Annotated in this window: 25 protein-coding genes (1 of these 25 cut by a window edge); 7 read left to right on the forward strand and 18 right to left on the reverse strand. The window is 64.0% G+C overall.

Annotated elements, in window-relative coordinates; genetic code table 11:
* Positions 1-34: 34 nt before the first annotated feature.
* From KDB76_RS03310 to KDB76_RS03345, 8 genes are all read right to left on the reverse strand, one after another.
* Entirely contained in the window at positions 35-808 is a 774-nt protein-coding gene (locus KDB76_RS03310; protein ID WP_024086200.1) for a response regulator transcription factor, read from the reverse strand.
* A gap of 124 nt (positions 809-932) precedes the next feature.
* Positions 933-1,403 carry an A24 family peptidase gene (locus KDB76_RS03315; RefSeq protein WP_013970724.1) on the reverse strand — a complete coding sequence of 157 codons (471 nt, stop codon included), beginning with the start codon at positions 1,401-1,403 and terminating at the stop codon, positions 933-935.
* Between the two features lie 280 nt (positions 1,404-1,683).
* Positions 1,684-2,253, reverse strand: coding sequence for a DUF4136 domain-containing protein (locus tag KDB76_RS03320; RefSeq protein ID WP_023661913.1), 570 nt, complete (start codon positions 2,251-2,253; stop codon positions 1,684-1,686).
* Between the two features lie 19 nt (positions 2,254-2,272).
* Positions 2,273-2,908 (reverse strand): DUF4136 domain-containing protein, encoded by a 636-nt coding sequence (locus KDB76_RS03325; protein ID WP_038408623.1) that lies wholly within the window; start codon positions 2,906-2,908, stop codon positions 2,273-2,275.
* 21 nt (positions 2,909-2,929) lie between these two features.
* On the reverse strand, positions 2,930-3,679 hold the full coding sequence (locus KDB76_RS03330; protein ID WP_024086203.1) for a methyltransferase domain-containing protein: 750 nt from the start codon (positions 3,677-3,679) through the stop codon (positions 2,930-2,932).
* Positions 3,676-3,981, reverse strand: coding sequence for a MazG-like family protein (locus KDB76_RS03335; RefSeq protein ID WP_013970728.1), 306 nt, complete (start codon positions 3,979-3,981; stop codon positions 3,676-3,678). The genes KDB76_RS03330 and KDB76_RS03335 overlap by 4 nt, the downstream gene beginning before the upstream one ends.
* Positions 3,982-4,158: 177 nt before the next feature.
* Complete coding sequence (locus tag KDB76_RS03340) at positions 4,159-5,010, reverse strand: MaoC/PaaZ C-terminal domain-containing protein (RefSeq protein WP_024086204.1); 852 nt, start codon at positions 5,008-5,010, stop codon at positions 4,159-4,161.
* A 2-nt stretch (positions 5,011-5,012) separates the two neighbouring features.
* The gene (locus KDB76_RS03345) at positions 5,013-6,365 is read right to left on the reverse strand and encodes a 3-oxoacyl-ACP reductase (protein WP_013970730.1); all 1,353 of its coding nucleotides are present in this window, start codon (positions 6,363-6,365) and stop codon (positions 5,013-5,015) included.
* Between the two features lie 118 nt (positions 6,366-6,483).
* Here KDB76_RS03345 and KDB76_RS03350 point away from each other — a divergent pair, with 118 nt between their 5' ends.
* Positions 6,484-7,761 (forward strand): acetyl-CoA C-acetyltransferase, encoded by a 1,278-nt coding sequence (locus tag KDB76_RS03350; RefSeq protein ID WP_023662416.1) that lies wholly within the window; start codon positions 6,484-6,486, stop codon positions 7,759-7,761.
* A gap of 39 nt (positions 7,762-7,800) precedes the next feature.
* Entirely contained in the window at positions 7,801-8,580 is a 780-nt protein-coding gene (locus KDB76_RS03355) for a helix-turn-helix transcriptional regulator (protein WP_013970732.1), read from the forward strand.
* A 127-nt stretch (positions 8,581-8,707) separates the two neighbouring features.
* Here the strand turns inward: KDB76_RS03355 and KDB76_RS03360 are convergent, their stop codons facing one another.
* The 4 genes from KDB76_RS03360 to KDB76_RS03375 form a co-directional block, all read right to left on the reverse strand.
* The gene (locus tag KDB76_RS03360; protein ID WP_013970733.1) at positions 8,708-10,651 is read right to left on the reverse strand and encodes a methyl-accepting chemotaxis protein; all 1,944 of its coding nucleotides are present in this window, start codon (positions 10,649-10,651) and stop codon (positions 8,708-8,710) included.
* 168 nt (positions 10,652-10,819) lie between these two features.
* Positions 10,820-11,230, reverse strand: a complete 411-nt coding sequence (gene cueR / locus KDB76_RS03365) for a Cu(I)-responsive transcriptional regulator (RefSeq protein ID WP_023663456.1) — start codon at positions 11,228-11,230, stop codon at positions 10,820-10,822.
* Complete coding sequence (locus KDB76_RS03370) at positions 11,227-13,626, reverse strand: heavy metal translocating P-type ATPase (protein WP_013970735.1); 2,400 nt, start codon at positions 13,624-13,626, stop codon at positions 11,227-11,229. Before KDB76_RS03370 ends, cueR begins: the two co-directional genes overlap by 4 nt.
* A gap of 52 nt (positions 13,627-13,678) precedes the next feature.
* Entirely contained in the window at positions 13,679-14,065 is a 387-nt protein-coding gene (locus KDB76_RS03375; RefSeq protein ID WP_023662829.1) for a hypothetical protein, read from the reverse strand.
* Between the two features lie 145 nt (positions 14,066-14,210).
* On the opposite strand from KDB76_RS03375, the gene KDB76_RS03380 reads away from it, so the two are divergent.
* Entirely contained in the window at positions 14,211-14,408 is a 198-nt protein-coding gene (locus tag KDB76_RS03380; protein WP_003257072.1) for a cation transporter, read from the forward strand.
* Between the two features lie 193 nt (positions 14,409-14,601).
* Entirely contained in the window at positions 14,602-15,783 is a 1,182-nt protein-coding gene (locus KDB76_RS03385) for a multidrug effflux MFS transporter (protein ID WP_024086208.1), read from the forward strand.
* On the opposite strand, the gene KDB76_RS29635 is transcribed toward KDB76_RS03385, so the two are convergent.
* Positions 15,734-15,931, reverse strand: coding sequence for a hypothetical protein (locus KDB76_RS29635; RefSeq protein WP_075044510.1), 198 nt, complete (start codon positions 15,929-15,931; stop codon positions 15,734-15,736). The genes KDB76_RS03385 and KDB76_RS29635 overlap by 50 nt on opposite strands.
* 487 nt (positions 15,932-16,418) lie before the next feature.
* Between KDB76_RS29635 and KDB76_RS03390 the strand changes: the two genes are divergently transcribed.
* Positions 16,419-17,132, forward strand: coding sequence for a helix-turn-helix transcriptional regulator (locus KDB76_RS03390; RefSeq protein WP_013970739.1), 714 nt, complete (start codon positions 16,419-16,421; stop codon positions 17,130-17,132).
* Between the two features lie 31 nt (positions 17,133-17,163).
* Here the strand turns inward: KDB76_RS03390 and KDB76_RS03395 are convergent, their stop codons facing one another.
* The 5 genes from KDB76_RS03395 to KDB76_RS03415 form a co-directional block, all read right to left on the reverse strand.
* The gene (locus KDB76_RS03395) at positions 17,164-18,111 is read right to left on the reverse strand and encodes an adenosine deaminase (protein WP_013970740.1); all 948 of its coding nucleotides are present in this window, start codon (positions 18,109-18,111) and stop codon (positions 17,164-17,166) included.
* Positions 18,112-18,197: 86 nt separating this feature from the next.
* The gene (locus KDB76_RS03400; RefSeq protein ID WP_013970741.1) at positions 18,198-18,884 is read right to left on the reverse strand and encodes an SDR family oxidoreductase; all 687 of its coding nucleotides are present in this window, start codon (positions 18,882-18,884) and stop codon (positions 18,198-18,200) included.
* 369 nt (positions 18,885-19,253) lie between these two features.
* Positions 19,254-19,838: a YigZ family protein gene (locus KDB76_RS03405; protein ID WP_013970742.1), complete on the reverse strand. Its 585-nt coding sequence runs from the start codon at positions 19,836-19,838 to the stop codon at positions 19,254-19,256.
* Between the two features lie 9 nt (positions 19,839-19,847).
* The gene (locus tag KDB76_RS03410; RefSeq protein ID WP_003257076.1) at positions 19,848-20,510 is read right to left on the reverse strand and encodes a TetR/AcrR family transcriptional regulator; all 663 of its coding nucleotides are present in this window, start codon (positions 20,508-20,510) and stop codon (positions 19,848-19,850) included.
* Positions 20,511-20,600: 90 nt separating this feature from the next.
* On the reverse strand, positions 20,601-21,518 hold the full coding sequence (locus KDB76_RS03415) for a LysR family transcriptional regulator (protein ID WP_013970743.1): 918 nt from the start codon (positions 21,516-21,518) through the stop codon (positions 20,601-20,603).
* Positions 21,519-21,636: 118 nt separating this feature from the next.
* On the opposite strand from KDB76_RS03415, the gene KDB76_RS03420 reads away from it, so the two are divergent.
* Both KDB76_RS03420 and KDB76_RS03425 read left to right on the forward strand, forming a co-directional pair.
* The gene (locus tag KDB76_RS03420; RefSeq protein ID WP_013970744.1) at positions 21,637-22,983 is read left to right on the forward strand and encodes an aspartate aminotransferase family protein; all 1,347 of its coding nucleotides are present in this window, start codon (positions 21,637-21,639) and stop codon (positions 22,981-22,983) included.
* 73 nt (positions 22,984-23,056) lie between these two features.
* On the forward strand, positions 23,057-24,021 hold the 5' portion of the coding sequence (locus KDB76_RS03425; protein WP_023662877.1) for a CoA-acylating methylmalonate-semialdehyde dehydrogenase. 529 nt of this gene lie beyond the right edge of the window; only the first 965 of its 1,494 coding nucleotides appear in the window; the start codon lies at positions 23,057-23,059; its stop codon lies off the right edge, out of view.

Genomic DNA, 24,021 nt, shown 5'->3' on the forward strand with positions numbered 1-24,021 from the left:
GCAACGCAGCCGCCGAAATCTTGAAGCTACCTGTTTAGTGGGTAGTAAACCGCTGATGCACTGGCGACGAACTGGGTGTCAGTGCCAGTGCAAGCTGGGTGCGGTTGTGCATGTGGGTCAGGCGCAGCACCTGCGACACATACAGCTTCACGGTATTCTCGGTAATGCCCAGCTCACAGGCGATCTGGTAGTTGGTCTGGCCCTTGCCCACCAGGCGGGCTACTTCCAGCTGGCGTGGCGACAGCTTCTCGAACGCCGCTGGCAGTTCGCTTTCACTCTCGTCCACATCGCTGGCACGCCGGTGCATGCCCTGGCCCCGGGCTTTTTGCAGGTCCTGGTAAAGCTCGTCCATCGACTCTGCCAGCTCTTGCAGACGCTGGCTCAACCCGCCCAGCTCGCGGAAGCTGCGCTGGCGCTCCTGCACGGCCTGTTCCTGGCGGCGTACGCCCTCCAGCAGTTCATCGAGGTCCATGGGTTTCTGGTAGTAATCGGCAAAGCCCTCGCGCAACGCTCGGATCACATCCTGCTTCTCCGCGCGACCGGTCACCATGATGGCCTCGAACGCGCGCTGCCCGCCTTGTATCTTCAGTTCGCGGACCAGTTCAATACCATCACGACCAGGCATGTGCAGGTCACAGATGACCACGCCAATGGCCTCGTCTGCCAGGTAACGTTCCAGGGCTTCGTCAGTGGAGTGGGCCGGCAGGCAGCGGTAACCCTTGGTTTCGAGAAACTCACACAATTGTTCGACTATCACTGGTTGGTCATCGACCACCAATATCTTCACATCACTGAATGCTCTGGACACGATCAACTCCCTGTCGTTACGCGGTCCTGCTCCCGGGCCAAGCGCTTTGCAAACTAAAAATAGTCGGGGGTAGTGGATTTGTACAAGTTACAAATTCTGTACAGCCATCGGACCACGAGATTGCTCACTGGATCCATACAGCAGTCAAAAGAAAACCGGTGAGCACATAGGGGACGAACGCCTGCTTGTCACCCATTTCCTCGGTCAAGGCCTGCAAGCGCTTTTTTACCTTGGGGTTGAGCAACGTCCACAGGCGCCGGCGGGTAAGCAGCCACAGCAGCACGCTGACACCGGCGCCGATGAAGGTGCCAAGCACGTATTGCGGGCTGGTGGCCAGGGCCAGGGCGCCCATCAGCTTGACGTCATCGGCACCGAAACGGCCGAGCATGTAACCGGGCAGGGTCAGCAACATGACGATGGCCAGCGCCCATCCGGCATCGCTGGCATCGGCGCCGATCCAGCTGCGGCCAGTGGCGAAAAGCCAGGCCAGGGCGCAGGCAGCCACACCCAGGGTGAGCATGTTGGATATCTGGCGTTGACGCACGTCCTGTTCGGAGCACAAGGCAAGCCACAGCAGGAGAACAATGCTTTGCATTGGCAGGTAGCCCTTCCCAAATGTTGAACACATCTACCCGGTCAGTCAGGTTTCCTTAAGTGAAGATAGACGGGAACCTGCGGGCGAGTGGGGCGGGAAAGGCAAAAAGGCGTGGTCGGGATGGATTTTGTCGCTGTTGAAACAGGCCTCGCAGGCGACCCTTGTGGGAGCGGGTTCACCCGCGAATACCGGCAAAGCCGGTGCCATGCACCGCGTTGTTTTCTTCGCGGGTAAACCCGCTCCCACAGGGGCTGCGGCGCCTGCATAACCGCGTTCGGTGTTACTTCCTGCTCCCCGGCGGGTAGTTGGCCAACACCTTGGTCACGGTGTTCTGGATAGCGCTGTTACGTTCTTCAGGGCTTGGCGGGTAGTTGTTCATGATCTGCTCGGCACTGCCGCGCCACACCAGCTTGCCGTCACGCCCATCGAACAGGTCGATCTGGATGGTGGCGACCTTGTAGTCGACGCTGCGCGTTTCGTTGTACATCGGGCCACCCCAGTAGCCGCCCCAGTAGCCTCCCCAGCCACCGCCGTAGTTGGTGGTGATCTGTTGCTGGCGCTGCTCGACGATCAGGTACGCGCGCACTGTCACGTCCGGCCGGGCGCCGCCTTGTACCGGGCGCAGGCCACGCTGGTCGAGTTGGCTTGCAACTGCCTGGCGAATGCGCTGCTCGGTGAGGTCGCTCTTGATTCGTGGGTCATCCGGGCGGTACTGCAGGCCCGGTTCCTGCCATGCCCAGCTGCGGTAGGCGGCAAAGTCACGGCTGGCATCGAAATCCTGCTGGACGTTATTGCTGGAGCAGGCGGCGAGCAACAACGCGAATGACAGTAGAACGAGACGGCGCAACATGATGGTTCTCCGTTGGATATCAACTGGGAGGATAGCCGTTGAGCGCCTTGTGCACAGAATCGCGCAGGGCGCTTTCGCGTTCACGCGGCGAGTCCTTGTCGCTGCCGCTTTCGGCACTGGCACTCCATACCGGCTGGCCGCTGCGGGCGTCGTACAGGTCGATACGCACCACCATCACCTGCACTTCGTAGGTGCGCACGATGGGCACGCTGGCATAGCCCCCATAGCCATGGCGGTAGCCGCCATAGCCGACACCGCCATAGGGATACGGGCCGTAGTAAGGGTCGTAGGCATCGTAGTCACGTACCTGGCGCAAGCGCTTTTCCAGGCGTATGTCGGCGCTGACCAGCAAGTCGCCGGGGCCGCCCCGGGCGGGACGCAGGCCATGCTGGTCCAGTGCGCCGCTGACGGCATCGGTCAGTTGCGCCGGGTCGGTATCGACCGAGCCACTGGGCAACTGGCCGTTGAGCCAGCTCCAGCTACGGTAGTGCCCGTAATCACGGGCCGGTGTCGGGTAGGCACTGGCATCGAAGGTGCTGGCCGCCTGGGCCGGTGCCGGTGGTAACGGGCGGCTACTGGCCACGTAGGGGTTGCTGCCCTGGCAGCCAGCCAGGGCAAGCGGCAGCACGGCCAGGCACAACAGACGGTACGGCATGTATTCCTCCCGGCGGGCAGGTCAACGGGGGCGGCAGACCCAGTGCAGGTAGCGGCCGAGCCCGGCGAAGCTGGGGTGGCGACGGTAGGCCAGTTCCATTTCCAGCAGGTCGAGCAGCTCGGCCTTGCCTTGGAATTCCTTGGGCATGTAGTCGTGGAACACCCGCACGCCACTTTCGCTTTCAACCTGCCACATAGGATCAAGTTGCGCCCTGAGTTCCCGTGGATCAAGCGGTTTTTGCGGGGTCAGGCTCTGCTTTTCACCTTCCAGCCGGTTGCTGCGCAACTTGCGGAAATGGCCCTTGAGCAGGTTGCGATAGACCAGGGCGTCGCGGTTGTAGAAGGCCAGCGACAGCCACCCGGAAGGGGCCGTGAGCTGGTGCAGCACCGGCAGGATGCTTTCGGGCTCGGCCAGCCACTCGAGTACGGCGTGGCATAGCACCAGATCGTAGGGTTCGGTCAGCTGGCCAAGCAGGTCTTGCCAGGGGGCCTGGATGAAGGTGGCCGGTTGGCCGGCTTCGGCAAAGCGCGCCCGTGCGCCGTCGAGCATAGGCTCGGCGGGTTCGGCCAGGGTCAGCTGGTGGCCGCGCTGGGCCAGCCACAAAGCCATGTGACCCAACCCGGCACCGATGTCGAGGATGCGCAGCGGGCGGTCAGGCAGGGCTTCGGCCAGGTCGGCCTGCAGCACGGCCAGGCGGATCGCGCCCTTGGCGCCGCCGTAGATCTTTTCGGCAAAGCGGGTAGCCAGCTCATCGAAGTGACGGTCGTTCATCGGGCGAAGCGCCTCTCGCTGTCGGCCAGCTTGGCTCGCACCACCTGGTCCATGTCCAGGCCAAGTTCGCTGCACAGCAGCAACAGGTAGAGCACCACATCGCCGATTTCCTGGCCGGCATGGGCCAGCTTATCGGCTGGCAGCTGGCGCGATTGGTCTTCGCTCAGCCACTGGAAGATTTCCACCAGCTCGGCCATTTCGACACTGGCGGCCATGGCGAGGTTCTTCGGGCTGTGAAAGCCGCGCCAGTCGTTGTTGTCGCGGATCTGGTGCAGGCGTTGGGTGAGTTCTTGCAGGTTCATCGGGGGTCTCCTAATGCTGCATAGCTTCTGCGCAGGCCCGATGCAAAGCAAGGGGGCCGCTATGCGGCCCATCGCGACGCAAGGCCGCTCCCACAGGAGGTCACCGGCATCAAACCGAACGCGGTACCTGTGGGAGCGGCCTTGTGTCGCGAAAAGGCTGCGAAGCAGCCTCACGATTTAAAGCCGGTCCCAGCGCCCGACCATATGCAGTACCCCTCCATGGCCATCCAGCCGCAGCTCTCCCGTAGCCCCCGCCTCACTGGCACCGAGCACCACCTCCGATGGCAACCGCACCGGCTTGCGGAAATCCACCTCGAAGGCAAAGCCACTGTGCGGCAGGTGCCCGCGCAATGCCGCCAGGGCCATGGCCTTGCTCCACATGCCATGGGCAATGGCCGTGGGGAAGCCGAACAGCCGGGCACTGGCCGCGCTGAGGTGGATCGGGTTGTAGTCCCCGCAGACCTTGGCATAACGCCGGCCGATATCGCTGTCGGCGTACCAGCGGGTTGCCTCCGGCAACGCTTGCGGTTCGTCCTCGGCAGGCTCACCTGCCTGGCTTTCCAGCTTCAGCCCGCGCACCAGCATACGGCTGGTCTCGCGCCACAGCAGGCCGATGCCGTCTTCGGCTTCGGTGACCAGGTCGAAGGTGCCGCCCTTGGCATGCGCTTGCAGATTGCCTGCATGCACCGCAAAGCGCAGCCCTTCGATACCGCCCAGCGGGCGCAGCACCTCGATGCGGTTGTGCAGGTGCACCAGGCCGAGCAGCGGGAAGGGGAAGTTTGGCGCGGTCATCAACTGCAGCTGCAGCGTGAACGCCATGACATGTGGATAAGTCCCCGGCAGGCGGCCATCGTCGGTGAAGTGGCACAACCGTCGATAGGCGGCCAGGTTGCCCGGCTGGACGCGGATGAAGCAGCGCAGGCCGTCGTCCGGCAGCTGGTCGCCGCTGATGCTGCGCTTGCTGGCCGCGCGCAGGTACAGGCTGGTGCGCGAAGCCGGGCTGTGCAGGTCGTGCCAGTGTCGGCTCATGCTCAAGCCCCCATCAAGGCCTGGCCGCATACCCGCAGCACCTGGCCGTTGACTGCACCGGAGCCTGGCTGGCTGAGCCAGGCGATGGCTTCGGCGACATCCTGCGGGCGGCCGCCCTGGCCAAGCGAACTCAAGCGTCGCCCGGCCTCGCGCAGGCCCATGGGCATGGCGGCGGTCATGTGGGTTTCGATGAAACCGGGTGCCACGGCATTGATGCTGCCGCCGCGCTCGGCGAGCCGGGGCGCCCACGCCTGGGCCAAGCCGATCAGCCCGGCCTTGCTCGCGGCATAGTTGGTCTGCCCGCGGTTGCCGGCGATACCGCTGACCGAGGCCAGCAGGGTGATGCGCGCGTTTTCACCCAGGGCGCCGTTGTCGTACAGCGCCTGTGTCAGCACCTGCGGTGCCTTGAGGTTTACCGCCAGCACCGCGTCCCAGTATTCCGGGGTCATGTTGGCCAGGGTCTTGTCGCGTGTGATACCGGCATTGTGCACCACGATGTCGACGCCGTCGGGCAGGGCCGCAAGCAGTTGCGTTGCCGCGTCGCCGGCGCAGATGTCCAAGGGCAGCGCCTTGCCACCCAGGCGCGCGGCCAGGGCGTCTAGGTCCTGGCTGGCTTGGGGCACGTCCAGCAGCAGTACGTCGGCACCGTCCCGGGCCAGGGTTTCGGCAATGGCGGCACCGATGCCGCGCGCGGCACCGGTCACCAGGGCGCGGCGCCCAGCCAGCGGCCGTGTCCAGTCCTCGACCTGGCTGGCGCAGGCATGCAGGCGCAGCACCTGGCCGGAAATGAAGGTGCTCTTGGGCGAGAGGAAGAAGCGCAGGGCGCCTTCCAGCTGGTCCTCCGCGCCGGGGCTGACATACAGCAACTGCGCGGTCGCACCGTTGCGCAGTTCCTTCGCCAGCGAGCGGCTGAAGCCTTCCAGGGCTCGTTGGGCAATGCTGGCCAACGGGTCGTCGAGGCTTTCTGGCGTGCGGCCCAGCAGCACCACATGGGCGCACGATGCCAGGCTGCGCAGCAGTGGCTGGAAAAATTCGCGCAACTGCTTCAACGCGTCGCTGTCGGACAGGTGACTGGCATCGAATACCACGGCCTTGATCTTCGGCCCCAGACCAGCCACCCATGCTTCGGCCTGGAGGTTGTCGGTATTGAAGCTGTAAAGCGTGTCGGTCAGGCGCGGGGCAATGGCTTCGACCTGGCTCGCCAGTGGCCCGCCACCCAGTACCAGGGCACCTTCGACCGGGCGCAGGCGGCCTGCCTGCCAACGCTCCAGCGGCGCTGGACGTGGCAGGCCAAGGGCATCCACAAGGCGGCGGCCGAGGTTGGAGTTGGCAAAGCCGAGGTAGCGATCGCTCATGAGTGGGTCTCCCGGAAGGCAAGCTTGAAAGTGTGGACCAACTTTGTGGCAAGGTCGTTCGAATGCGGTAAAAACACCTAGGCTGTACGGATCAAATTGTTTCAGGAGGAACAAGCGCATGCGTTCACTTCGCCGGGTCGCGATCCTGGGCGGCAACCGAATTCCCTTCGCCCGTTCCAATGGCGCCTACGCCACGGCCAGCAACCAGGCGATGCTAACCGTCGCCCTCGAAGGGCTGATCGAACGCTACCGCCTGCATGGGTTGCGCATGGGGGAGGTGGTGGCTGGCGCTGTGCTCAAGCACTCGCGAGACATGAACCTGACACGTGAGTGCGTGCTGGGTTCGCGCCTGTCGCCGCTGACGCCAGCCTATGACATCCAGCAAGCCTGCGGGACGGGGCTAGAGGCGGCACTGCTGGTGGCCAACAAGATTGCCCTGGGGCAGATCGACTGCGGCATAGCCGGCGGTGTGGACACCACCTCCGATGCGCCGATTGCGGTCAACGAAGGCCTGCGCCACATCCTGTTGCAGGCCAACCGTGGCAAGAGCCTGGGCGAACGGCTCAAGCCATTTCTCAAGCTGCGTCCTCACCACCTGAAACCCGAATTACCGCGCAACGGTGAGCCGCGCACCGGTTTGTCTATGGGCGAGCATTGCGAACGCATGGCCCAGGCCTGGCGCATTGGCCGTGCCGAGCAGGACGAGCTGGCGCTGCTGAGCCACCAGGCGCTGGCTGCCGCGTACGCCGAAGGGTGGCAGGATGACCTGCTGACGCCGTTTCTGTCTTTGACCCGTGATAACAACCTGCGCCCCGACCTGACGCTGGAACAATTGGCCAAGCTCAAGCCAGCCTTCGACCGCAGCGGGCAGGGCACGCTGACGGCGGGCAACTCCACACCGCTGACCGATGGTGCTTCGCTGGTGTTGCTGGGCAGCGAGGAATGGGCCGAGCAGCAGGGGCTGTCGGTGCTGGCCTATCTGGTCGATGGTGAAACCGCTGCGGTGGATTTCGTTACTGGTCGCGAAGGGCTGTTGATGGCGCCGGTGTATGCGGTGCCGCGGCTGTTGGCGCGCAATGGCCTGACGCTGCAGGACTTTGACTATTACGAGATTCACGAAGCCTTTGCTGCCCAGGTGCTGTGCACGCTCAAGGCCTGGGAAGATGCCGATTATTGCCGCGAACGGCTGGGGCTGGATGCGCCGCTCGGGGCGATTGACCGCAGCAAGCTCAACGTCAAGGGCAGTTCGCTGGCGGCCGGGCACCCGTTTGCCGCGACCGGGGGGCGGATATTGGCCAACCTGGCCAAGCTGCTGGCGAGGTCGGGGAAGGGGCGGGGGTTGATATCGATCTGCGCTGCGGGTGGGCAGGGGGTGACCGTCATCGTCGAGCGCTGAGCTGTTAGGCTTGTCTGGTCAGAACTAAAAGAAACCACCATGCCCATCATCGGACACCCCCGCCCCATTCCGGCGCTGGACCACCTGCCCAGGCCGCTCTATGCACGAGCCGAAAGCCTTGGCGCCGGCTCCTGGACCACCCGCCACCAGCACGACTGGGTGCAGTTTTCCTATGCCATCAGCGGCGTCCTCGGGGTGTATACCCAGGAAGGCAGCTACTTCGCCCCGCCCCAGTGGGGCGTGTGGATACCAGCCGATGCCGAACACGAAGTGGTCACCTCGATGCAGGCCGAAATGCGCAGCCTTTACGTGCGCCGGGATGCCTGCCCGTGGGCCCCGGAGCAATGCCGGGTACTGGAAGTGACCCCGTTGGCGCGCGAACTGATCAAGCAGTTCTGCCTGTTCCCGGCAGAATACCCGGAGGTTGACAGCGCCGAGGCGCGGCTGGTGGCGGTGCTGCTCGACCAGTTGCGCATGCTGCCCGAAGTCGGCTTTTCGTTGCCACTGCCACGGCACCCGGGGTTGCTGGCGCTGTGCAATGGTCTGATCGCTGCACCGGACCAGTCGCAGACCTTGCAGCAGTGGGCGCGAGAGTTGGGTTGCTCGGAGAAGACGCTGATGCGGCTGTTCCAGCGGGAGACGGGCTTGAGTTTTCGCAACTGGCGGCAGCGTATGCGGCTGTTGTCGTCGCTGGCGCTGCTGGAGGCCGGGGAGAGTGTGACCGAGGCGGCGTTGGGGTGTGGGTATGACTCCACCTCGGCTTACATTGCGGCGTTCAAGCAATTGTTCGGCGCGACGCCGGGAGAATTGAGGCTTTAGTGATTGGTCGCTTGTGCCGGCCTCTTCGCGGGCACGCCCGCTCCCACAGGTACTGCACAGCTTGCAAAGCTGCGGTGATCCCTGTGGGAGCGGGTTCACCCGCGAAGAGGCCAGCGCAGGCAACACATCAGGTACGGAACCTGCGCACCAGTGCATCCAGCTCATTGGACAGCCCGGCCAGGCTCTCCGAATCCATCCGCGCCGCCTGGGCCAGTTCGGCCACCAGCTGCGCATCGCCGTGAATCTGGCTGATGTGCCGGTTGATGTCTTCGGCCACCTGGTGCTGCTCTTCGGCCGCCGTGGCAATCTGGGTGTTCATGTCGCGGATCACATCCACCGACTCGCGGATCTGCCCGAAGCTGTCACGGGCCAGGCCGATGCGGCTCACCGACTGCTGCGAAACCTCCAGGCTGGCGTGCATCTGTGCAGCCACTTCGGCAGTGCGGCTGGCCAGGTTGCCCAGCAGGCCGTCGATCTCGGCGGTGGAGTCGGCAGTGCGCTTGGCCAGCGCCCGCACCTCGTCGGCAACCACGGCAAAGCCACGGCCCTGCTCGCCGGCACGTGCCGCTTCGATGGCGGCGTTGAGCGCCAGCAGGTTGGTCTGCTCGGCAATCGAGCGGATGGTGCCGAGGATCGACTGGATGGCGTTGCTGTCACGCTCCAGTTGCTGGATCGACTGCGCCGACTGCTCGATCTCCTGGCTCAGGCGGTCAACGCTATGTACCGCGGCATCGATCTGCTGCTGGCCTTCGCGGGCCTGTTGCTGGCCGCTGTCGGCCGATTGCGCCGCCTGGCTGCAGGAACGTGCCACTTCGTTGGCGGTGGCGACCATTTCGTGGAAGGCGGTTGAGACCATGTCCACCGCTTCGCGCTGGCGGCCTGCGGCTTCGGCCATGTCGCTGGAAACGCGGGTCGAGCTGCTGGAGGTGCTGAGGATCTTGCTGGCGGCAGCACCGATGTGCTGGATCAGGCTGCGAATGGCACCGAGGAACTGGTTGAACCAGCTGGCCAGTTGTGCGGTTTCGTCGCGGCCACGGATCTCCAGATTGCGGGTCAGGTCGCCCTCGCCCTGGGCGATATCTTCCAGGCCGCTGGTGACGCTGTTGATCGGGCGTACGATCAGCTTGGCGAAGGTGGCACCGACCACGGCGAACAGCGCGGCCAGTACCAGGGCCACCACGCCGATCAGCCAGGTCAGCCGGGTGGTGGTCTGCATCACTTCGCTTTGTTCGATCAGGCCGATCAGGGTCCAGCCAAGCTGTTCGTCCGGGTAGATGTTGGCCATGTAGCGCACGCCATTCAGCTCCACTTCGGCCAGCCCCTTGCCGTGCTTGGCCAGCTCGGCGTACCCGTCGCCAAAGCTCGCCAGTTGCTTGAAGTTATGCTTGGCGTCACGAGGGTCGACCAATACGTTGCCGTTGTTTTCCACCAGTAGCACGTAGCCGCTTTCGCCCAGCTTGATCTGCTGGACGATCTCGGTAAGGCCTTTGAGCGAGACGTCGACGTTGACCACGCCACCAGGGTTGCCCAACTGGTTGGCGACGGTGCGCACGGTGCTGACCAGCACAGCGTCGTCGGCAGCCCAGTAGTAGGCGCCGGTACGCAAGGTCTTGCCAGGGTTGGCCATTGCCAATTGGTACCAGGGGCGGGTGCGCGGGTCGTAATTGACGAACTTCTGCCCGGCCGGCCAGCCGACATAGCCACCGTCATTCACCCCGTAGGACAGGTACGCATAGCTGGGATGCGTGGTGGCCAGGCGGGTCATGAACTCCAGCAGCTTGCTGGCCTGCTCGCCCAGTTCATAGGACGGGGTTGCGCTCATGTATTTGTTCAGTTCGCTACCCGTGGCGGCGACCATCGGCTGCGCAGCCAGGTACTCGACGTTCTGGTTGATGCCCTGGAAGAAGATGTTCATCGCGTTGCTGACCTGGCGGATTTCCCGGCTGCTGCCATCGAGGAATCCGTCGCGGGCTTCGCCACGCAGGTTGAGGACCACAAGGGTCGCCACTAGGACGATGGGCAAGCCGGCGATGACCGCGAATGCCCAGGTCAGTTTCTGTTTGATGCTCATCGACGCTCCCGGATTTGTTATTTTCGACATACGAGGCAGGTAACAATTGCATCGGCAGCATCCGGGTTTAATGTAGGGAAACGCCCGTATTTATTGGATAAAGTCGCAGTTGGTGACTATTCGGTCGTGTTTGGACGTATATGGCATACCAAAAGCGTTGCGGGTGGCTCAGTGACAGCAGCCACCAGCAGTGCCATTGGCCAGATCCTTGAGGATCGGGCAGTCCGGGCGCTCGTCTCCCTGGCAGTGCGATACCAGTTCGCCAAGGGTGTCGCGCAGGCTCACCAGCTCTTCGATGCGCCGGTTCAGCTCATCGATGTGCTGCATGGCCAGCGCTTTCACATCGGCGCTGGCACGCTGGCGGTCCTGCCACAAGGTCAACAGCTTGCCGACCTCCTCGAGGGAAAAGCCCAGGTCGCGGGAGCGCTTGATGAAGGCCAGGCTGTGCAAGTCTTCCGCCTGGTAAAGGCGGTAGCCGCTGTCACTGCGCGTGGCGGGTTTGAGCAGGCCGATGGACTCGTAGTAACGGATCATCTTGGTGCTGAGCCCGCTGCGGCGGGCGGCCTGGCCTATGTTCATGGGGCCTCCTGGGTGTTGCTGGTGGGTTTCCACGCCTTGAGCCACAGCGCGTTGCTCACCACGCTGACGCTGGACAGGGCCATGGCGGCGCCGGCCAGTACCGGGTTGAGGTAACCCAGCGCGGCCAGCGGGATGCCGATCAGGTTATAGATGAACGCCCAGAACAGGTTCTGGCGGATCTTCGCATAGGTCTTGCGGCTGATCTCCAGGGCGGCCGGTACCAGGCGTGGGTCGCCGCGCATCAGGGTGATGCCGGCGGCCTGCATGGCCACGTCGGTACCGCCCCCCATGGCAATGCCGATATCGGCGGCGGCCAGCGCCGGCGCATCATTGATGCCATCACCGACCATGGCGACCACGCCATCCTGCTTGAGCGCGGCCACGGTCGCGGCCTTGTCGGCCGGCAGCACTTCGGCATGCACGTCGTCGATGCCCAGGGCATCGGCCACCACTTTGGCGCTGCCGCGGTTGTCGCCGGTCAGCAGGTGGCTGCTGATGTGTTGCGCATGCAGGGTATCGATTGCCTGCGCGGCGCCGGGCTTGAGGCTGTCACCAAAGGCGAACAGGCCCAGCACACGCGGCTGCGCGCCGCGTTCGACAAGCCATGACAGGGTGCGCCCCTCGGCTTCCCAGGCCTGGGCCTTGGCGGCCAGGTCGCCGGGTGGCAGGGCGCTTTCATCGAGCAGGCGGCGGTTGCCCAGGGCCAGCTCGCGGCCTTCCACGCGCCCGGCAATACCACGCCCGGTCAGCGACTGGCTGTCGGTAACGCCAGGCACGTCCAGGCCTTGTTCGGCACAGGCATCCAGTACCGCCTTGGCCAGCGGGTGTTCGCTGCCGCGCTGCAAGGCACCGGCCAGGCGGTGCAGGTCGGCGCTGCTGCCCACCTGCGCCTGGCTGTGGACAACGCGCGGGCTGCCGGAGGTGAGGGTGCCGGTCTTGTCGAACACCACGCGGTTGACCGCATGGGCGCGCTCCAGCGCTTCGGCGTCCTTGATCAGGATGCCATGGCGGGCGGCAACCCCGGTGCCGGCCATGATCGCTGCGGGTGTGGCCAGGCCGAGGGCGCAGGGGCAGGCGATGACCAGTACCGCGACGGCATTGATCAGCGCGGTTTCCAGCGGCGCGCCGGCCAGCCACCAACCGGCCAGGGTGATCAGCGCCAGTACCAGCACGGCCGGGACGAATACCTGGCTGACCCGGTCGACCAGCTTTTGGATCGGTGCCTTGGCCGCCTGGGCGTCTTCCACCAGGCGGATGATGCGTGCCAGCACGGTTTCGGTACCCAGTGCCTTGGTGCGTACCAGCAGCCGGCCTTCGCCGTTGATGGCGCCACCGGTGACGCTGTCGCCGGGCTGCTTGGGCACCGGCAGGCTCTCGCCGCTGATCAGGGCTTCATCGGCATGGCTGCTGCCGTCTTCCACCACGCCATCGACCGGGAAGCGCTCGCCGGGTTTGACCAGTACCAGGTCGCCGAGGCGCAGTTGGGCAATGGCCACGTCTTCTTCCCGGCCATCGACCAGGCGCACGGCCCGTTCCGGGCGCAGGGCCTCGAGGGCACGGATGGCGCTGGCGGTCTGGCGCTTGGCACGGCTTTCCAGGTACTTGCCCAGCAGCACCAGGGCAATCACCACGGCCGAAGCTTCGAAGTACAGGTGAGGGGCCATGCCGGCGGGGGCTTGCGCCCACTGGTACAGGCTCAAGCCGTAGCCGGCGCTGGTACCCAGAGCCACCAGCAGGTCCATGTTGCCGGTACCTGCGCGCACGGCCTTCCAGGCGGCCACGTAGAACCGCGCGCCGAGAATGAACTGCACCGGTGTGGCCAGCAGGAACTGCACCCACGCTGGCAACATCCAGTGCACGCCAAACGGCTGCACCACCATTGGTACCACCATCGGCAGGGCGAGCAGCAATGCTGCGCCGACCGCCAGGCGTTCGTTACGCAGGCGGCGTTGGGCGGCATGCTGGTCGTCCCTGGCGACTTGCGGCAGGCTGGCGCTATAGCCGGCCTTTTGCACGGCGTCGATCAGCAGGTTGTCGTCGAGGGCCGCGAGCACTTCGAGGTGCGCACGTTCGCTGGCCAGGTTGACGCTGACCCGTTCAACACCCGGCAGCTTGCCGAGAGCGCGCTCTACGCGGCCGACGCAACTGGCGCAGGTCATGCCGCCAATCTGCAGTTCGACGGTGCGGGTGGGCACGCCATAGCCGGCTTCGCGTATGGCCTCGACCAGCGCGGGCAGACTGTTGACCGGGGCCTGGACCCGGGCCTGTTCGGTGGCGAGGTTGACGCTGACCTGTTCAGTGCCGGTGACCTTGCGCAGGGCGCGTTCGACCCGGCCGGCACAACTGGCGCAGGTCATGCCGGAGATCGGCAGGTCGTATGTGGTGGATGCGGGCATGGCTCTCCTCCTTGGACAGGCCTCCAGCATCAACCTTGCCACGCAGGTAAGGTCAATAGCCCAGGCCGGCTCGCTTCAACTCCAGCCCATATTGCCCCATGGCGATGCGGTATTTGTTGATCTGGCCCGCCTGCAGGTTCAGTCGCGTGCTGCGTTGGTCCTCGACACCCGGGGCGCAGCCGGGCATTTGCCCGGGCAGCAGGCGCAGGCGCACGTCCACCGGGCCGGGCGGCAGGTTGAACGAGGTGGACTGCTCCTGGAACACGCGCCCGGAGAGCTGGTCGTTGAGGTAGATGCCGATTTCGCAACTGGTGGCCACTTCCAGACGCTCCCGGGAAATGATCAGCACGCTGTAGTCCGAGTTGCCCTCGGCGCTGGCCGGTGGCACTGCAGCCAGCGTGCTCAATAGCCCGACGACGGCCAATGCTGCCCTGAACATGAAGAATCTCCTGCTTGCCTGATCATCAAAGGCGCAGCTTGGCCGACGCGCGCGCGGATTTCCACCCCGGCTGGTGTCGGCAAGTCTTGACCTTGCCCCGATGGCAAGCTTGAGACTTGTGGAAAACCTGAAGGAGGTAACCCCCATGCAAGTGTTCAATGTACAAGGCATGACCTGTGGCCATTGCGTGAAAGCCGTGACCCGGGCAGTGCAGGAGCAGGATGCCGCGGCCAAGGTGGAGGTCGATCTGGCGGCCAGGCAGGTACGGGTGCAGAGCGAGTTGGCTCAGGAGCGGATCCTCACGGCCATTCGCGATGAAGGTTATCAGGTCGAGGCGGCCTGAATACTGACCTGTGGGAGCGGGCGTGCCCGCGAACACCGGCGTAGCCGGTGCCATCCACCGCGCCGCCTGATTCGCGGGCACGCCCGCTCCCACAGGGGGCGCTCCAGGCTCGGTATTGTTGCAAATGTTTTCACATGGATAGGGGCCACAGCAGGTAGAATCGAGCACTTGCTTAGCCTGCTATGGATTCCTGATGAACCTGCGAATGGTGCTCATCCTGGGCGCACTCAGTGCGTTCGGGCCCTTGGCGATCGACTTCTACCTGCCCGCCTTCCCGGCCATGGCGCAGGCGTTCGCCACCGATGAAAAACACGTCCAGGCCACCTTGGCCGCCTACTTCCTTGGCCTGTCCATCGGGCAACTGGCCTACGGGCCGGTGGCTGACCGCTTTGGCCGACGCAAGCCGCTGATGTTCGGGGTGACCCTGTTCACCCTGGCGTCACTGGCATGTGCCTATGCCCCCGACCTCGATACCCTGGTGCTGGCGCGGTTTGTCCAGGCGTTGGGCGGTTGCGCCGGGATGGTGCTTTCGCGGGCCATCGTCAGTGACAAGTGCGACCCGGTGGCCTCGGCCAAGGTGTTCTCGCAGCTGATGCTGGTCATGGGGCTGGCGCCAATCCTGGCACCGATGCTGGGCGGGGTGCTGGTGAACGTGGCCGGCTGGCAATCGATCTTCCTCGCCCTGAGCCTGTTCAGTGCCGGCTGCCTGTTGGCGGTCAGCCTGGGCCTGCCGGAAAGCCTGCCCGAGCACATACCGCGGCAACCGCTGTCTGGCGCCATGCGCCAGTACTTGCGCCTGTTCGCTGACCGGGTGTTCGTCGGCCATGCCCTGACCGGTGGTATCGCCATCGCCGGCATGTTTGCCTACATCGCCGGTTCGCCTTTCGTGTTCATCAAGCTCTATGGCGTGCCGGCCGAGCATTACGGCTGGTTGTTCGGCACCAATGCCGCCGGCTTCATCCTGGTGGCGCAGGTGAATGCACGCTTGCTGGCCAAGCGCGGGCCGGCATTTCTGTTGGCGCGTGCGGTATGGCTGTACCTGGCTGCGGGCCTGGTGTTGCTGGCCGTGGCGGCAATGCGGCCAACACAGCTGTGGCCACTGCTGGTACCGCTGTTCGTCTGCATTTCCAGCCTCGGCTGCATCATCCCCAACGCCTCTGCCTGTGCCATGAGCGGGCAGGGGGCGCGGGCCGGCAGTGCCTCGGCGCTGATGGGCTGCCTGCAGTTCAGCGTCGCCGCCGGTGCAGCGGCGCTGGTGGGGCTGCTGCATGATGGCAGTGCGGTACCGATGGCGCTGGTGATCAGCCTGTGCGGGGCGCTGGTGGTCAGTGTCGCGCTGCTGACCCGACGCTTGCCGGCCAAGGCTCCCGCATAAGCGGGTGAGGTGCCTGCAGACGGGTTTCCAGCGTGGCGACGAAGGCACGCGCCTCGGCCTCGCTGCGGAAACTGACCACGTGTTGATCGAGCTGGACCTGCCAGGGGCAAGCGGGGTTTCGGCTCGACGCACTGACGACAATTTTCATCGCGGCATACCTCCAAAGGGGGAGAGCGGATGAAGTGTAGCGCTGCACTTTCTGCCCGCCATGACCTGCATCAGTGTCCTGACTGACGGTCGGCAAGAACGTTTTCTACATGTTTTTTCCAGCTTGGGGTGCAATGCCCGCAAGCACGTGGAACCTTCGCTTTGGCTTGCGCTACTTGTGGAAATTGCTTGTCGGCCGCGTCCGAAGTTGCATCCGGTGTTTTTTCCGCCTGTCGTTCCCGGGCTCCTGCCATGTGTGCCGGGCTGCTTGCCCACGCGGTCCGGGCAGCTTTCACGCACTGTTCCGCTGCCTGCCATGGGTAGGCATACCCAGTGGTATTTTGCCTGTGGCACCACTGCGCGGCGCTGCCTGAATGGCGTTTTTTGCGGCTTATACTGGCGAACCAGGCCAGTGCCAGCGAGAGGCGCTTCCCTGCCAGGGGTGGCCATCGCATCCACACAGTGAACTTGCAGGGAGTTACAGGGACATGAACGCAGCCAGCAGTATCAGCCAGATTGCCAGCCTGATGGCCGACCCCAAGCGCAGTGCCATGTTGTGGGCATTGATCGATGGCACGCCGCGGCTGGCCAACGAGCTCGCGGTAATGACAGGCCTGACCTCGTCATCGGCCTGCGCTCATCTTTCGTTGTTGTCGTCGGCCGGTTTGCTCCGACACGAAGCGCGGGGGCGCAAGCGCTACTTCCGGCTGGCCACCCCGCAAGTCGGGGCAGCGGTGGAGGCCCTGGCCAGTGTCCAGTTGGAGAGTGCCAGGGGGGAGCGGGCCAAGGCACCGGTATCACCGCTGCCCATGTCGATACGCAGGGCGCGTCGCTGTGGCGATCACTTGGGGGGGGAACTGGCCGGTGAGCTGTATCACCGTCTGGTGGTGGCCGGCTGGCTGGAGGGTAGTGGTCGGCAGTTGATGGTAAGCGAAGAGGGGCGGACGCAGTTGGCTTTGGTCGGGGTCTACATCGATGCCTTGGCGCCGCACCAGCAACGTGGCTGCGTGATCTGCCGCTGCACCGAGTGGAACGACCAGGGGCCGCACCTGGGCGGCGTGCTGGGGCAGGCCTTGTTCCGGCTGTTCCTGCAATCTGGCTGGATGCGCGAGGCCGAGGACTCGCGGGCATTGCATATTTCTGCGTTGGGTATCCAGCAGATCAATCGCATTGCCCGCGTGCCGACGTTGCAGGTAGGTTGACGGCGCCACAGATATGTCGCCGTCAGGTCATTCAGGCCAGCCGGGCATCCAGGCTGTTCTGGGCCAGTCGACGGGCCTGGTCTTCGGTCATGCCCAGATGGGTGTACAGGGCGTGGAAGTTTTCGGTGACATAGCCGCCGAAGTAGGCCGGGTCGTCAGAGTTGACCGTGACCTTCACGCCGCGCTCGAGCATCTCGAGGATGTTATGTTGGCTCATGTGGTCGAACACGCACAGCTTGGTGTTCGACAGCGGGCACACCGTGAGCGGGATCTGCTCGTCGATGATGCGCTGCATCAGGCGCTCGTCCTCGATGGCGCGCACACCGTGGTCGATACGCTTGACCTTCAGCAGGTCCAGGGCTTCCCAGATGTACTCGGGCGGGCCTTCCTCGCCGGCATGGGCAACGGCGACCAGGCCTTCGCTGCGGGCGCGGTCGAACACTCGCTGGAACTTGCTCGGTGGGTGCCCCATTTCCGAGCTGTCCAGGCCAACGGCGATGAACGCATCGCGGAATGGCAGGGCCTGGTCGAGGGTTTTCTGTGCTTCATCTTCGCTGAGGTGGCGCAGGAAGCTGAGGATCAGGCCACTGCTGATGCCCAGTTGTTCGCGACCGTCCTTCAACGCCTGGTTGATGCCGTTGAGCACCACCTCGAAGGGGATGCCGCGGTCGGTATGGGTCTGTGGGTCGAAGAACGGTTCGGTGTGGATCACGTTCTGCGCCTTGCAGCGTTGCAGGTAGGCCCAGGTCAGGTCGTAGAAGTCCTGCTCGGTGCGCAGCACGTCGGCGCCCTGGTAATACAGGTCCAGGAACTCCTGCAGGTTGTTGAAGGCATAGGCACCGCGCAAGGTCTCCACATCGGCCCAGGGCAGGGCGATCTTGTTGCGCTCGGCCAGGGCGAACAGCAGCTCGGGCTCCAGCGAGCCTTCCAGGTGCAGGTGCAGTTCGGCCTTGGGCAGGGCGTTCAACCAGTCATACATGGTGGGTCATCTCGATCAGGTACGGTTGCCGCCATTCTACAGAGCCTGGCCGGGCATTGCGCACGGCCAGGCTGCGACCTGGTGAATCACCAGACCAAGGGTTCGCCCTTGTAGTTGATGAAGCGCAGGCCGCCGTTGCCGCTTTGCGCCTTGATCTGTTCAAGCATGCCGCGGGTGCTGGTCAGCACGTCGATCTCGGCGTTTTCACCGCCCATGTCGGTTTTCACCCAGCCCGGGTGCATGGCCAGTACGCAAAGGTCGGGGCGTTGTTGCTCGACGACGAAGCTGTTGATCATCGAGTTCAGGGCCGCCTTGCTGGCCTTGTACAGGCAGATTTCGCCGCCGTCGGGGATGGTCACGCTGCCCAGGATCGAGCTCATGAAGGCGAGTACGCCGCTGCCTTCGCGTACCTGGCCGACCAGGCGGCGGGCCACGCGGATTGGCGCCACGGCGTTGGTCATGAACAGGTCGCCGATGTCCTTGTTCTGCACCGTCTCAAGGTCTTGCGGCAGAGGCCCCATGACCCCGGCGTTGATGAACACCAGGTCGAAGACTTGGTCTTGCAGGCGTTGCTTGAGGCCATCGAGCTGGGCCGTGTCGTTCATTTCCAGCTGTTCGATGCGCACGCCGGGCACGTCCGCCAGGGCGCCGGGCTGCTGCGGGTTGCGCACGGTGGCGGTGATGGTCCAGCCGTCTTCCTGCAGGCGTTGCACCAGGCCCAGTCCCAGCCCGCGCGAGGCGCCGATGATGAGTGCGGTTTTTGCGTTAGCCATTTGGATGCGCTCCGTGATCGGTTCGAAGAAGGATATTGAGGATAATGCACTGTGGTGCCGAGCGCCTCGTGGTGGGCTGTACGAAAAATCACCAGTTGCGTCAGGCCCTTGTACGGCGTGGCCTTCGGCTTGTTGGCGCACGGGTTATCCACAAGCTGGTCCACAGTTATTGTGTGCAAGCGCAGATGGCTGTGCGGGGGTACGCAGGCTGGGGACCTGGGGATAACGTCAGGAGCATCAACGGTTTGCGGCTGTCATCAAATGGTGATCAAAATATGATCAAGCCTCTGTAGCCCTTGATTAATGCTGCCTGCAAGCGAATGCCCCAAGCTTATCCACAGGCCGGCCCACAGTTGTTGTGGGCAATGTTCAACGTGCTTCGAGCAGAATGCGCCCGCGGCTCAAGTCGGCCAACTGCTGCTGCAGTGGCGCCAGGTGGGCGTCACCGAGTGCAATCAACAGGTCCACGCCATTGGCGGTGAACTGCTCATCCAGGACCAGGCCGTCAACCTCCGCCAGGCGCAGCTTCACCAGTGCCAGTTCGCTGAAACTGCAACTGCAGGTGAATTCGCTGCGCTGCACCAGCAGCCGCTTGGGTGCCTGTTGCAGGCATTTGTTGGCGCCGCCGCCGTAGGCCCTGGCCAAGCCGCCAGTTCCCAGCTGAATGCCGCCGTACCAGCGGATTACCAGCACTACCACCTGGTCGCAGTCCTGCGCTTCGATGGCCGCGAGGATTGGCCGTCCCGCGGTACCGCCAGGTTCGCCGTCATCGCTGCTGCGGTACTGGGCGCCAAGCTTCCAGGCCCAGCAGTTGTGGGTGGCGGCCAGGTCGCTGTGGCGTTCGATGAAACTCATCGCGTCGGCGGCACTGCTGATCGGCCCGGCCATGGTGATGAAGCGGCTTTTGCGGATTTCCTCGCGATACTCGCAGAGGTCGAGCAAGGTAGAAGGCATAAATGACGATCAGGCAGCCGGCTTTATGCCGCAGCCCTTCAAAATGATGTGGATAAGATTGTTGCTCGCGTCTTCCATGTCCTGCTTGGTCAGGCGGCTGCGGCCGGTCACCTGGCAGATCTGGGTGGCGAAGTCGGCGTAGTGCTGGGTGCTGCCCCACAGCAGGAAGATCAGGTGCACCGGGTCGACCGGGTCCATCTTTCCGGCTTCGATCCAGGCCTGGAACACCGCGGCCCGGCCGCGGAACCATTCGCGGTAGTCGGCACTGAAGTATTCGCTCAGGCAGGTGCCGCCGCTGATCACTTCCATGGCGAAAATCCGCGAGGCTTGCGGGTTGCGCCGGGAGAACTCCATCTTGGTGCGGATGTACTGGCTCAGGGCTTCGCCCGGATCGTCGTCGACGCTCAAGGCGTTGAAGGTGCTGTCCCACAACTCGATGATGTTGCTGAGTACTGCAATGTACAGGCCCAGCTTGTTGGTGAAGTAGTAATGCAGATTGGCCTTGGGCAACCCCGCCTTGAGGGCGATGGTGTTCATGCTGGTGCCCTTGAAACCATGGCGGGCAAACTCGTCTTCGGCGGCCTGGATAATGGCCTGTTCGTTCTTCTGGCGGATGCGGCCCGCGGGCTTGCCCGAGGCGGAGAGGCGATGCGCAGGGACTTCTAGGGTCATGGACGATTCCGTACGGGTCAGTGGCTGCGGCTGTCGGACAAGATTACCTGCCTGTGCCGAAGTGACAAGCGTTTGCGGCACAGACTGGCATCAGCGTGTCGCAGCCAGGCTTTCGAGGAAGCTTTCCAGTACCAGGTTCGGCCGCCGGCCCTTGCGCGTTACCCAGCTGAGACTCAGATCATAGAAGCGTTCCCGGGGCTTGAGGGCACGCAAGCGGCCTTGCTGCACCCAGAACGTGGCGTAGTGGTCTGGCAGGTAGCCGATGTAGCGCCCGGTAAGGATGAGAAACGCCATGCCTTCGCGGTCCGAAGCACTGGCCGTGCAATTCAGTGCCTGGTAATGCGCCTGGATTTCGGCCGGCAGGCGGAAGGTGGGGGTGATGGCTTCCTGGCTGTTGAGGCGGTCGTCGTCGATCTGCTGGTCATCTGCATAGAACAGCGGGTGGCCGACTGCGCAGTACAGCAGCGAGCGCTCACTGTACAGCGGCTGGTACTCGAGGCCCGACAGCGGGCTGGTCTGCGGCACCACGCCGACATGCAGGCTGCCATCAAGCACGCCGTGCTCGACCTGGCTGGGTGCGATCATGCGGATCTGGATGCGCACATCGGGGCCGCGGTCCTTGAGCTCGGCCAGGGCATGGGTAATGCGCATGTGCGGCAGCGTCACAAGGTTATCGGTCAGGCCAATGTTCAGCTCGCCACGCAAATGCTGGTGCAGGCCGTTGACCTCGGTGCGAAAGCTTTCCAGAGCGCTGAGCAGTTGCAGCGCCGAGTGGTAGACCTCGCGGCCTTCCTCGGTCAGCGAGAACCCGGCGCGTCCGCGCTGGCACAGGCGCAGGCCAAGGCGTTGCTCAAGGTCGTTCATTTGCTGGCTGATGGCCGAACGGCCAATGCCCAGCACGTTTTCGGCGGCCGAGAAACCGCCACACTCTACGACACTGCGATAGATCTTCAGCAGACGGATGTCAAAATCGCTGACTTGGGCGAGTGGATCGGGGCGTCGGCTCATTAGTTTAGTCAGGGCCTGTCTGAAGATTAGAAATGTTGGCTTTTCCAGACTTTATCGCCGTGCCAATTTAGCTGCAACAACATCCATCGTTGCCTAATCGTCTTCCGAGGAACCGCCGATGAACATGCCCGAAACCGCCCCCGCCGGTATCGCCAGCCAGCTCAAGCTGGATGCGCACTGGATGCCCTACACCGCCAACCGCAACTTCCAGCGCGACCCACGCCTGATCGTGGCGGCCGAAGGCAGCTACCTGTTCGACGACCAGGGGCGCAAGATCTTCGATGCCCTGTCCGGTTTGTGGACCTGCGGCGCCGGGCACACCCGCAAGGAAATCACCGAAGCGGTGGCTCGTCAGATCGGCACACTGGACTACTCCCCGGCCTTCCAGTTCGGCCACCCGCTGTCGTTCCAGCTGGCCGAGAAGATCACCGAACTTACCCCGGGCGACCTGAACCATGTGTTCTATACCAACTCCGGTTCCGAGTGTGCCGACACCGCGCTGAAGATGGTGCGTGCCTACTGGCGTCTGAAAGGCCAGGCGACCAAGACCAAGATTATCGGCCGTGCTCGCGGCTACCACGGCGTGAACATCGCCGGCACCAGCCTCGGTGGCGTCAACGGTAACCGCAAGCTGTTCGGTCAGCTGCTGGATGTCGACCACCTGCCTCACACCGTGCTGCCGGTCAACGCCTTCTCCAAAGGCATGCCGGAAGAGGGTGGTATTGCCCTCGCTGATGAGATGCTCAAGCTGATCGAGCTGCACGACGCCTCCAACATCGCTGCCGTGATCGTCGAGCCGCTGGCAGGTTCGGCTGGTGTTCTGCCGCCGCCGAAGGGTTACCTGAAGCGCCTGCGTGAAATCTGCACCCAGCACAACATCCTGCTGATCTTCGACGAAGTGATTACCGGCTTCGGCCGCATGGGCGCTATGACTGGCTCCGAAGCCTTCGGCGTGACCCCGGACCTTATGTGCATCGCCAAGCAGGTGACCAACGGCGCCATCCCGATGGGCGCGGTTATCGCCAGCAGCGAGATCTACCAGACCTTCATGAACCAGCCGACCCCGGAGTACGCCGTGGAATTCCCGCACGGCTACACCTACTCGGCCCACCCGGTAGCCTGCGCCGCCGGTATCGCCGCGCTGGACCTGCTGCAGAAGGAAAACCTGGTGCAGGCCGCCGCCGAGCTGGCGCCGCACTTCGAGAAGCTGCTGCATGGCGTGAAGGGCACCAAGAACATCGTCGATATCCGCAACTACGGCCTGGCCGGCGCGATCCAGATCGCTGCCCGCGACGGTGATGCCATCGTGCGTCCGTACGAGGCGGCGATGAAACTGTGGAAGAAAGGCTTCTATGTACGCTTCGGTGGCGACACCCTGCAGTTCGGCCCAACCTTCAACACCACGCCGCAGGAACTGGATCGCCTGTTCGACGCAGTAGGCGAAACCCTGAACCTGATCGACTGATCTTTCCGATTCTGATGCCTGGCGCGTGAACGCATCGCGCGCCTGCCTCAACCTTCTTTATCTGGAGTTTTGCATGAGCATTGTTCAGCACCTGATCCACGGCGAACTGGTTACCAAGGGTGAGCGCACCGCCGATGTCTTCAACCCGTCCACCGGCCAGGCCGTGCGCAAAGTCGAGTTGGCCAGCCGCGCGACCGTGCAGGAAGCGATCGACTCGGCCAAGGCTGCCTTCCCGGCCTGGCGTAACACCCCACCGGCCAAGCGCGCCCAGGTGATGTTCCGCTTCAAGCAACTGTTGGAGCAGAACGAAGCGCGTATCTCGCAGATGATTAGCGAAGAGCACGGCAAGACCCTGGAAGATGCTGCCGGCGAACTGAAGCGTGGCATCGAGAACGTCGAGTTCGCCTGCGCCGCGCCGGAAGTGCTCAAAGGCGAGTACAGCCGCAACGTTGGCCCGAACATCGATGCCTGGTCCGACTTCCAGCCACTGGGCGTGGTTGCCGGTATCACCCCGTTCAACTTCCCGGCCATGGTGCCGCTGTGGATGTACCCACTGGCCATCGCCTGCGGTAACGCCTTCATCCTCAAGCCTTCCGAGCGCGACCCGAGCTCGACTCTGTTCATCGCCCAGCTGCTGCTGGAAGCCGGCCTGCCGAAGGGCATCCTCAACGTGGTGCACGGCGACAAGGAAGCGGTGGATGCGCTGATCGAAGCGCCGGAAGTGAAGGCCCTGAGCTTCGTCGGTTCGACTCCGATCGCTGAGTACATCTACGCTGAAGGCACCAAGCGCGGCAAGCGTGTGCAGGCCCTGGGTGGTGCGAAGAACCATGCGGTGCTGATGCCGGATGCCGACCTGGACAATGCCGTGAGCGCACTGATGGGGGCGGCCTACGGTTCGTGCGGCGAGCGTTGCATGGCCATTTCGGTGGCGGTATGCGTGGGTGACCAGGTGGCTGACGCCCTGATTGCCAAGCTGGAACCGCAGATCAAGGCCCTGAAGATTGGTGCCGGCACCTCGTGCGGCCTGGACATGGGCCC

This window comes from Pseudomonas sp. JS425 (assembly GCF_018223845.1).
GTDB classification, from domain to species: Bacteria; Pseudomonadota; Gammaproteobacteria; order Pseudomonadales; family Pseudomonadaceae; genus Aquipseudomonas; species Aquipseudomonas asiatica.

Coding starts and splice junctions, on each gene's coding strand:
- KDB76_RS03315 (WP_013970724.1), bottom strand. CDS start 1,403: ATGCAAAGCATTGTTCTCCTGCTGTGGCTTGCCTTGTGCTCCGAACAG.
- KDB76_RS03320 (WP_023661913.1), bottom strand. CDS start 2,253: ATGTTGCGCCGTCTCGTTCTACTGTCATTCGCGTTGTTGCTCGCCGCC.
- KDB76_RS03325 (WP_038408623.1), bottom strand. CDS start 2,908: ATGCCGTACCGTCTGTTGTGCCTGGCCGTGCTGCCGCTTGCCCTGGCT.
- KDB76_RS03330 (WP_024086203.1), bottom strand. CDS start 3,679: ATGAACGACCGTCACTTCGATGAGCTGGCTACCCGCTTTGCCGAAAAG.
- KDB76_RS03335 (WP_013970728.1), bottom strand. CDS start 3,981: ATGAACCTGCAAGAACTCACCCAACGCCTGCACCAGATCCGCGACAAC.
- KDB76_RS03340 (WP_024086204.1), bottom strand. CDS start 5,010: ATGAGCCGACACTGGCACGACCTGCACAGCCCGGCTTCGCGCACCAGC.
- KDB76_RS03345 (WP_013970730.1), bottom strand. CDS start 6,365: ATGAGCGATCGCTACCTCGGCTTTGCCAACTCCAACCTCGGCCGCCGC.
- KDB76_RS03350 (WP_023662416.1), top strand. CDS start 6,484: ATGCGTTCACTTCGCCGGGTCGCGATCCTGGGCGGCAACCGAATTCCC.
- KDB76_RS03355 (WP_013970732.1), top strand. CDS start 7,801: ATGCCCATCATCGGACACCCCCGCCCCATTCCGGCGCTGGACCACCTG.
- KDB76_RS03360 (WP_013970733.1), bottom strand. CDS start 10,651: ATGAGCATCAAACAGAAACTGACCTGGGCATTCGCGGTCATCGCCGGC.
- cueR (WP_023663456.1), bottom strand. CDS start 11,230: ATGAACATAGGCCAGGCCGCCCGCCGCAGCGGGCTCAGCACCAAGATG.
- KDB76_RS03370 (WP_013970735.1), bottom strand. CDS start 13,626: ATGCCCGCATCCACCACATACGACCTGCCGATCTCCGGCATGACCTGC.
- KDB76_RS03375 (WP_023662829.1), bottom strand. CDS start 14,065: ATGTTCAGGGCAGCATTGGCCGTCGTCGGGCTATTGAGCACGCTGGCT.
- KDB76_RS03380 (WP_003257072.1), top strand. CDS start 14,211: ATGCAAGTGTTCAATGTACAAGGCATGACCTGTGGCCATTGCGTGAAA.
- KDB76_RS03385 (WP_024086208.1), top strand. CDS start 14,602: ATGAACCTGCGAATGGTGCTCATCCTGGGCGCACTCAGTGCGTTCGGG.
- KDB76_RS29635 (WP_075044510.1), bottom strand. CDS start 15,931: ATGAAAATTGTCGTCAGTGCGTCGAGCCGAAACCCCGCTTGCCCCTGG.
- KDB76_RS03390 (WP_013970739.1), top strand. CDS start 16,419: ATGAACGCAGCCAGCAGTATCAGCCAGATTGCCAGCCTGATGGCCGAC.
- KDB76_RS03395 (WP_013970740.1), bottom strand. CDS start 18,111: ATGTATGACTGGTTGAACGCCCTGCCCAAGGCCGAACTGCACCTGCAC.
- KDB76_RS03400 (WP_013970741.1), bottom strand. CDS start 18,884: ATGGCTAACGCAAAAACCGCACTCATCATCGGCGCCTCGCGCGGGCTG.
- KDB76_RS03405 (WP_013970742.1), bottom strand. CDS start 19,838: ATGCCTTCTACCTTGCTCGACCTCTGCGAGTATCGCGAGGAAATCCGC.
- KDB76_RS03410 (WP_003257076.1), bottom strand. CDS start 20,510: ATGACCCTAGAAGTCCCTGCGCATCGCCTCTCCGCCTCGGGCAAGCCC.
- KDB76_RS03415 (WP_013970743.1), bottom strand. CDS start 21,518: ATGAGCCGACGCCCCGATCCACTCGCCCAAGTCAGCGATTTTGACATC.
- KDB76_RS03420 (WP_013970744.1), top strand. CDS start 21,637: ATGAACATGCCCGAAACCGCCCCCGCCGGTATCGCCAGCCAGCTCAAG.